Raw genomic sequence first — 6,738 nt, forward strand, 5'->3', positions numbered from 1 at the left:
AAATAGCGCAGGTTTTCGTGGATTCTTTGTTTTACAGACTCGACGCGTGACGTCGTGTTGCCAAAGAATCAGCGATTGCGCCTTTCGAAGGACTTTACAGCCACTGTACGTTCCGGCGCCCGAACTGGGCGCCGGAACGTAGTGCTATATGCACGGGTTCGCTCTGAAGAACCCCGGGGCAATAACCGTTATGGTTTCATCGTTTCCAAGGCCGTTGGCAATGCCGTGCACCGCAATCTCGTCAAGCGAAGAATGCGTGCATTGGCTCAGCAGTTCGCTGCGGATGCCACCGGCCTCGACGTCGTGCTCCGGGCATTACCTGGTTCTGCCGACATCGAATGGGACGAGCTAGGCCAGCAAGTCCGTTCTGGGCTTGATTCGGTTGTCCGTAAGGCGGGTGCTAAGCATGAAAAAGGATCGTAGGCCCAGAACCGGGCTCATCTGGTTCCTTATAGATATCCCGAGAAATCTCATCATCGGGTTTCTCATGGTGTATCGCAAGATCATTTCGCCTGTCTACGGCGACGTCTGTCGTTACTTTCCCAGCTGTTCGGCCTACGGCCTTGAAGCAGTCACGGTACATGGCACCATCAAAGGCATCGGATTAACCATCTGGCGTGTCTTAAGATGTAATCCTTTTAGCCATGGCGGGATCGATTACGTTCCCGAAGGCCGGCGAATTTGGCCAGAAGGCAAGACCCCCAAGATCATGGTGATGAATCATCCTCCGATTCCCGCCGACGAAGACGCCGCAGATGCGGCCTGAGGAGCATGACCGGTAATGACAAATTTCTTTGACCTGCTGCTGAGCCCGTTTCGGTATGTAGTTTCGTGGATCCTCTGGGCCTTCCACGAATTGTTCACGCTCATAGGACTTGATCCCAACTCGGGGTGGACGTGGGCGCTGTCCATCATCTTCCTGGTGCTCTTGATCCGTACGGCCTTGATCCCGGTCTTCGTCAAGCAGATCAAGGCACAGCGCGCCATGCAGGCCCTGCAGCCGGACCTGCGCAAGCTTCAGGCCAAGTACAAGGGCAAGAAAGACCAGCTTTCGCAGCAGGCCATGATTGCGGAGCAGCGTCAGCTCTTCAAGAAACACAAGACGAACCCGTTGTCGTCCTGCCTGCCGATGCTCGTGCAGATGCCGTTCTTCTTCGCACTGTTTACGGTTTTGAACAACGCTTCCAAGGCCAGCGCGAGCAATTCGGCCGTTGGCGCGCTTTCGGCAGAACACATCAAAAGCTTTGACGCGTCGTCCATCTTTGGCGCTCGCCTTTCCGACACCTTCCTGAACACCTTGAATTCCGGGGCTCCGAGCGCCGCGGTGATCATTGTTGCCATCATCATGATTCTTGCCATGACGGCTTCGCAGTTCATTACGCAGAAGCAGATCATGTCCAAGAACATGACGAAGGAAGCCCTCGAGGGCCCCTTCATGCAGCAGCAGAAAATCATGCTCTACATCCTTCCGTTGGTCTTCGGTATTGGTGGCATCAACTTCCCGATCGGTGTCTTGATCTACTGGACCGCCACGAACCTTTGGACCTTGGGCCAGCAGTACTACGTCATTCGCAACAACCCGACTCCGGGTTCCCAGGCAGAACGCGAACTCAATGAGCGCCGTGCAGCCAAAGGCCTGCCTCCGGTTGGCCAGAAGAAGGCAGAAGCGGAAGCCGCGGCGGTAGTAGTTGAGGAGCCAAAGGTGCAGCGTGCCCAGCCCCAGCGCAAGAACAGGAAGAAGAAGTAGCCATGAGCAATGTTGAGGAAAGCGAAGCTGCCGAGACCGTAAGCCCGGTGGAGGAGGACGACGTTCGCAACGAAGCCAGGAACATCGAGGAAGAAGGCGACATCGCTGCCGACTACCTCGAAGAACTGCTGGATATTGCCGACCTCGATGGCGACATCGACATTGAAGTTCGTGGTGGACGGACCTACATTTCAATCGCAGGCGAGCCGGAAGACGAAAAGTCGTTGCGTCGCCTTATCGGTTCCAATGGGGAAGTCTTGGACTCCTTGCAGGAACTCACGCGACTGGCTGTCCTGACCGCGACAGGCAACCGTTCGCGACTCGTTCTGGACATCACTGGCTACCGTCAAGGTCGTGCCGGCGATCTCAAGCGCATTGCCGAAGAAGCTGTGGCCAAGGTGGGGACGACCGGCGGAAGCGTAGCGCTCGATCCCATGAGCGCCTACGAACGTAAGCTTGTACACGATTGTGTGGCCGCCCTGGGCATGCAGAGTGAGTCCGAGGGCGAGGGTCCCGGTCGCCACATCGTTGTCTCTCCCGCTGACGCCTGAGCCTGGAACCAAGGAACAACACTTTATGAGCAACGAAGTAGAACTTACCGCCGAAGAGAGCCAGGCGGCCCGAACCGTGTTCGGCGACCGCTTGGGGCTTGCAGAGCGATACGTTCAGCATTTGGCCACATCCGGAATGGAGCGCGGCCTGCTGGGTCCCCGTGAAGTCCCACGTTTGTGGTCCCGGCATGTCTTGAACTGTGCCGTCGTTGCCAACCTGATTGACCAGGGTGCTCATGTGGCCGACGTTGGCAGCGGGGCAGGGCTACCGGGTCTGACCCTGGCACTAGCCCGGGCCGACCTAGAATTGACCTTGATCGAGCCATTGGAGCGTCGGTGCATTTGGTTGCACGAAGTCGTTGAGGATCTCGGGCTCGAAAACGTTACGGTGATGCGTGGACGTGCCGAGCAAGTGATTGAAAGCGTGAACGCCGACTTCGCGACAGCCCGCGCAGTTTCGGCTCTTACGAACCTTGCTGGGCTCACGATTCCTCTGCTTCATGGCAAAGGAACCGTCCTCGCCATCAAGGGGCGTTCAGCTGCTGAGGAAGTCGAGAAGGCAGCGAAGATGATTCGTCGTCTCGGTGGTAAAAAGACTGAGGTCGTGACCGTGGGAGAAGATATTCTTCGCGAGCCGACGACCGTGGTGCGTATCAACGTAGGCTAGCGCTTTAGCGATAGGCTGTATCAGGTGGTTCGATGCCACCGGCAGAGATAGTAGAAAGAACTGTTTTGAAGCGTAGCGTCAACAAGATTCCACCGTTTGCAGCGCTTTTTGCTAGTTTTGGTTCGTCGAACACTCAAGAGCAACCTAAAACAATTGATTTAACCGAGCCCGACTATGTTTCACGTGAAACAATCTTTACCACTGCAACGATTCTCGACGAGAACGAAGCAGTGGAATTGACGGATTCCGATGGAGAGGACCCAGTGGTGGCGAAGGAACCTGCGATGGCACGAAACGTTTTCGATACCACTGACGACAGTTCTCCACTTGCAAGCCAGCTTGCTAGCGAACACAAAAGGCGGGAAAAGCTCAGCGGCCGAAAACTGCCGAAGCCGGATACCACGCGTTACATGACTGTCAGCAACCAAAAGGGTGGCGTAGGCAAGACAACCACCACCGTGAACATTGCTGCAGCGTTGGCCATTGCGGGCCTGAATGTTCTTGTGATCGATATCGATCCACAGGGCAATGCCTCGACCGCGTTGGGCATCGAGCATCACGCTGATGTTGACAGCATTTACGATGTGCTCATCAACGATCTTCCACTAGCCGACGTCGTGGCCATTTGTCCTGACATCGATAACCTGACGGTAGCTCCTGCAACCATCCATTTGGCTGGTGCGGAGATCGAGCTTGTATCGCTGGTGGCCCGCGAGCAACGGCTTCGACGCGCACTGGAGCAGTACGCTCAATATCGCGATCTGCATGGCATGGACCGCTTGGACTATGTATTCATTGATTGCCCGCCAAGCCTAGGCCTGCTGACTGTTAATGCGTTTGTTGCCGCACGCGAAGTCCTAATTCCCATTCAGTGCGAGTACTACGCACTTGAAGGCCTTAGCCAGCTCTTGAAGAACATCGAAATGATCCAGAAGCATCTCAACTCGGATCTCACCGTCTCGACGATTCTTTTGACTATGTACGATGGCAGGACAAACCTGGCAGCGCAGGTTGCTAGCGAAGTTCGGGAGCACTTCCCAAACCAGGTGCTGCAGGCCTTGATCCCTCGGAGCGTCCGCATATCCGAAGCTCCCAGCTACCAGCAAACGGTCATCACGTATGACTCGAGTTCGACGGGGGCGCTTTCCTATTTGGAAGCAGCCGCCGAGATCGCTGAGCGCGGCACCAAGTAGAGTTGCCGATGTCGGCCCGGAATCTTGCCGCGCCCGTGAAATAGTGTCGAATCTGTTCGAGCTGTCGGATAAGTGGCTTTTTCAGTTGTTTTTGTCTGTTATTTTCTACAAAGCGTTCTTGCGGCGGCTAGATGTATGCCCCGGGGTCAGGTAGGGTGCAGATGACCGCTTTTGACGTCCGCGGGGCACACCCGTGAGCCGCGTCCTCAACAATCAATCACCACCCAGTAGAATTGCCTTGGGTTCAAATAGCAACGGTGTCGAAAGGGAGTAACTTCCAATGTCGGAAAAGCGACGTGGTTTAGGACGAGGTCTTGGTGCCTTGATTTCGAGCAGCCCTGTCGCGGAAACCGAGGAGGATGCTCCGAAGAATGTTTCACGTGGAACATCGAAGCCGGCAACCGCAAGGTCTGCAAAGAGCCCGGAACTGACCGCTGCCAAAGGCAAGCCCGCCGTGAGCGCGGCAAATGGCAAAAAAGCGCGGCCGGTCGATATGTTCTTCGTGCCGGGGAAGACCGAGGAAGAAGTCGCCGCGGAGAATTCCAAATCGATTTCAGCTCCCTCTGCAGCGGCCAAAAAGCGTAGGGCCCAGATGCCCGGTCTCATTGCTTCCTCCGGACGCGCGGGGGAGCTAGACGCCAACGACGTCGATTCCAGTAGTCTGGTTGAGGTTCCTGGTGCCAGCTTTGCGGAGCTTTCCGTCGATCAGATCCACCCGAACCGGAAGCAACCGCGTTCGTACTTCGACGAAGAACATATGGCCGAATTGGTCCATTCCATTCGCGAAGTGGGCTTGCTTCAGCCGATTGTTGTTCGTCCTTCACGGGAGAATGACAAGGAACCCTACGAGATCGTCATGGGTGAACGCCGCTGGCGTGCAACTCAGGCAGCAGGTCTGACAACAATTCCGGCAATCGTCCGGGAAACGCAAGACGATGATCTACTCCGGGATGCACTACTGGAGAACCTCCATCGTTCGCAGCTTAACCCTCTCGAAGAGGCAGCCGCATACCAGCAACTCCTGAGCGAATTTGCTTGCACACAGGAAGTGCTGTCAGAACGAATCGGGCGTTCACGATCTCAGATCTCGAACACCATCCGACTGATGAAACTGCCTGCCCTCGTGCAACGTAGAGTGGCTGCCGGAGTTATATCTGCCGGACACGCCCGTGCACTGCTGGGACTTGTTGACGCTGCAGCGATCGAGCAGCTGGCCCAGCGTATCGTCAACGAGGGCATGTCCGTCCGGGCCACCGAAGAAGCCGTAGCCCTGAGTGACGGACAGGAAAAGCCTCGAAAGAGCGCAACGCCGAAGCTGACCCCGCGCCATGAGCGCTTGGATTTCCTGGCAACCTCGCTCTCCGATCGACTGGATACAAGCGTGAAGATCTCGTTGGGTGCTCGGAAAGGGCGGGTAAGCATCGAATTTGCCAGTGTCGACGACCTGAACCGCATCATGAGCGTGTTGTCACCGGATTCCCAAGTGGAGTAAGGAGCAAGACTTGCGAAGTTGGAGTGTTTCACGTGAAACACTCCAACTTTTGTTTAAGGCAGGATTGCCCCGCGCGATGACCATGCCGGAAATTTCGTGACACCACTCCGCGCAAGACCACTCAGAAGCCGCTGATGGGCTCCACGAGCCCCAACGGTGACACGACCCGCCCACCTTTGCGGTGAGGGGCTCTTAGGGCGCGTCTGGGCCGCAGGGAGCGTGCGGGGCAAATCGCGTGGATCGTCGTACGACATCCGCAACATCGGATCCTTTCGTGGTCATGAGATGAACCTGAACCAAGGTGATGCTGCATGGGCTGGACGACGATCTACCTATGCGCTGCGCTGCGTTGCATCTGACTCGGCACGTCGCCGGCCGGAAATGATCAAGCATTCGTCCGGAAGCTGCGTGACTGAAGCCTGCGTTCCAATGTGTATCCGCGGGTTTGGGCCTTCAGATATTGCCACTGGGGGCCACCCGTTCTTTGGGGGAGACGGGGCCACCGAAGTTCCTATCTGTTCCAGCTCGGCCTTGGTCTGCTCCCGGATGCTGCATGATTGGGGGTCAATGGAAATCGTGATGCGGATGATCGCCTCTACAGGAACGCCGAAACCAAGTCGCTGGTGTAAGTCCTTCTGCTGATGATGCGTGAAGGTCAGCACCGCGTGAACCGCGAGCGCCAGAAGCCCGCCGAGAAGGGCGTTGGAGGGGCAATCGAGCGGCCCCACACCAATCACCACCTTGTACGCCGCGTACTCAGGGACAGCGTGGCACCCAGGAACGCTACAGGTGAATTCCAAGAACAAATTTCTGGTCTTTCCGAGGTAGTCTCCAACGTCTCTTTTGTTGGATGCTGGAGAGGAAAATTTTCCTTAAAGATACCGACACGAACTTCCTGAGTATCCGACGCTTTGGGGAGCGCCCATTATTGACGTTGGGGGCAAGTACCTTCCTGGGAGGAAACCAGCGGTGTGTTTCGTCGATTAGAAATAGGCCATTTCGGCGCTAAGAAGCAGGCCACTTCAGCACGGTTCCAGGCCATTTCGGCAGTCTAGGTGGAACCGCCGACAAACTTCGTTTTATTCCCA

At 56.3% G+C, this 6,738-nt stretch carries 7 protein-coding genes; all 7 read left to right on the plus strand.

All coding sequences use genetic code 11. The features are described 5' to 3' along the window. Positions 1 to 54: 54 nt before the first annotated feature. Complete coding sequence (gene rnpA, locus OIU93_RS15965; protein WP_264271050.1) at positions 55 to 423, plus strand: ribonuclease P protein component; 369 nt, start codon at positions 55 to 57, stop codon at positions 421 to 423. Further along, positions 407 to 766 (plus strand): membrane protein insertion efficiency factor YidD, encoded by a 360-nt coding sequence (gene yidD, locus OIU93_RS15970; RefSeq protein ID WP_264271051.1) that lies wholly within the window; start codon positions 407 to 409, stop codon positions 764 to 766. The genes rnpA and yidD overlap by 17 nt, the downstream gene beginning before the upstream one ends. A 15-nt stretch (positions 767 to 781) precedes the next feature. Further along, on the plus strand, positions 782 to 1,747 hold the full coding sequence (yidC, locus tag OIU93_RS15975) for a membrane protein insertase YidC (RefSeq protein ID WP_264271052.1): 966 nt from the start codon (positions 782 to 784) through the stop codon (positions 1,745 to 1,747). A gap of 2 nt (positions 1,748 to 1,749) precedes the next feature. Beyond that, a complete protein-coding gene (locus OIU93_RS15980; protein WP_264271053.1) occupies positions 1,750 to 2,298 on the plus strand; it encodes a R3H domain-containing nucleic acid-binding protein in 549 nt (182 codons plus the stop codon). Positions 2,299 to 2,323: 25 nt separating this feature from the next. Next, positions 2,324 to 2,965, plus strand: coding sequence for a 16S rRNA (guanine(527)-N(7))-methyltransferase RsmG (gene rsmG / locus OIU93_RS15985; RefSeq protein WP_264271054.1), 642 nt, complete (start codon positions 2,324 to 2,326; stop codon positions 2,963 to 2,965). Positions 2,966 to 3,030: 65 nt separating this feature from the next. Then, positions 3,031 to 4,158 (plus strand): ParA family protein, encoded by a 1,128-nt coding sequence (locus OIU93_RS15990; protein WP_372342950.1) that lies wholly within the window; start codon positions 3,031 to 3,033, stop codon positions 4,156 to 4,158. 280 nt (positions 4,159 to 4,438) lie between these two features. Then, positions 4,439 to 5,650, plus strand: a complete 1,212-nt coding sequence (locus OIU93_RS15995) for a ParB/RepB/Spo0J family partition protein (RefSeq protein ID WP_264271055.1) — start codon at positions 4,439 to 4,441, stop codon at positions 5,648 to 5,650. Positions 5,651 to 6,738: the final 1,088 nt, after the last annotated feature.

Origin of the sequence: Paeniglutamicibacter sp. ZC-3 (assembly GCF_025847175.2) — a bacterium.
Taxonomy (GTDB): Bacteria; Actinomycetota; Actinomycetes; order Actinomycetales; family Micrococcaceae; genus Paeniglutamicibacter; species Paeniglutamicibacter sulfureus.

Coding starts and splice junctions, on each gene's coding strand:
- OIU93_RS15995 (WP_264271055.1), top strand. CDS start 4,439: ATGTCGGAAAAGCGACGTGGTTTAGGACGAGGTCTTGGTGCCTTGATT.
- rsmG (WP_264271054.1), top strand. CDS start 2,324: ATGAGCAACGAAGTAGAACTTACCGCCGAAGAGAGCCAGGCGGCCCGA.
- yidD (WP_264271051.1), top strand. CDS start 407: ATGAAAAAGGATCGTAGGCCCAGAACCGGGCTCATCTGGTTCCTTATA.
- OIU93_RS15980 (WP_264271053.1), top strand. CDS start 1,750: ATGAGCAATGTTGAGGAAAGCGAAGCTGCCGAGACCGTAAGCCCGGTG.
- yidC (WP_264271052.1), top strand. CDS start 782: ATGACAAATTTCTTTGACCTGCTGCTGAGCCCGTTTCGGTATGTAGTT.